Genomic DNA, 1,039 nt, shown 5'->3' with positions numbered 1-1,039 from the left:
GGCTTTGTTGCACAAAGATTTGAAATGCAAAGCGCCCCTAATTGAGCCAAATTTAAGGCGTAACTTGGGTAAGTGGTCGACCTAATTCCGTAAATCTGTTAAGAACTGCTACACGTGCATGGATCTCATTCACTTGGCTATCAAAACTCCTTGCACTGAGTTTATCTCCTAATAATTTGATGCAATGCATCTTAGTTTCAACCAAACTTCGCCGATGATAGCCTGACCATTTTTTCCATAGTGTCCTGCCTAAACGCTTAACTGTTCGAAGTAATTCATTTCGCTCTAGCGAGCTACTCTTTGTATCTTTCCATGGTTTCGCATTTTTTCTAGGTGGAATCACCGCATACCCTTGCCGATCTGCAATGACCTGACGGCATTGCTTGGTGTCATAAGCTCCATCGGTATAAACAGAGTCAATCTGCTCATCTTGTGGAATCTGATTAAGTAAATCACCAAGCACCTGTGAATCACTGACATTATTGGTTGTAAGCTGAACTGCTCGTATTTGTAGGGTTTTAGCATCTATACCAATATGAAGTTTACGCCATTGGCGACGATATTCAGGTCCATGTTTCTTGCGCTTCCATTCGCCCTCACCTAGAAACTTCATGCCTGTAGAGTCCATGAGTAGATGCAGCCCATCGCTACTTTTTTGGTAGCTGATTACAATATCAATATGCTTTTGTCTTCTACAAAGCGTGGTGTAATCTGGAGCTATCCAATTTAATCCGCAAAGTTTAATCAGACTTTGCACAAAGCCAGTAACCATACGTAAAGACAGACGGAATAAGGATTTAATCATTAAGCAGCATTGGATGGCTGCGTCGGAGTAGGTTTGATTTCGCCCTTGTTTGCCTTTTGATGGCGCATACCATTGCGTAGCAGGATCAAACCAAATGGCAATATTTCCGCGACTCATAAGTGCTCGGTTATATGCGGGCCAATTGGTTGTGCGGTAGATTTTGTGTGCAGGCTTCTTCATTTGAAAATTATATCGCTGAAAAAGCCTTTACAGATAGGTTTGTGCAACAAAGCC

1 protein-coding gene is annotated in these 1,039 nt (G+C 42.2%); it reads right to left on the bottom strand.

The window, feature by feature from the left end; translation table 11 throughout:
- Positions 1–52: 52 nt before the first annotated feature.
- Positions 53–985: an IS5 family transposase gene (locus FTU80_RS16310; protein ID WP_180086130.1), complete on the bottom strand. Its 933-nt coding sequence runs from the start codon at positions 983–985 to the stop codon at positions 53–55.
- Positions 986–1,039 lie beyond the last annotated feature (54 nt).

The sequence above is a fragment of the Acinetobacter sp. YH12145 genome, from assembly GCF_013418335.1.
Taxonomy (GTDB): Bacteria; Pseudomonadota; Gammaproteobacteria; order Pseudomonadales; family Moraxellaceae; genus Acinetobacter; species Acinetobacter amyesii.
Note: the sequence above shows the minus strand (reverse complement) of the source record. Positions and strands in the feature narration are given on the sequence as shown.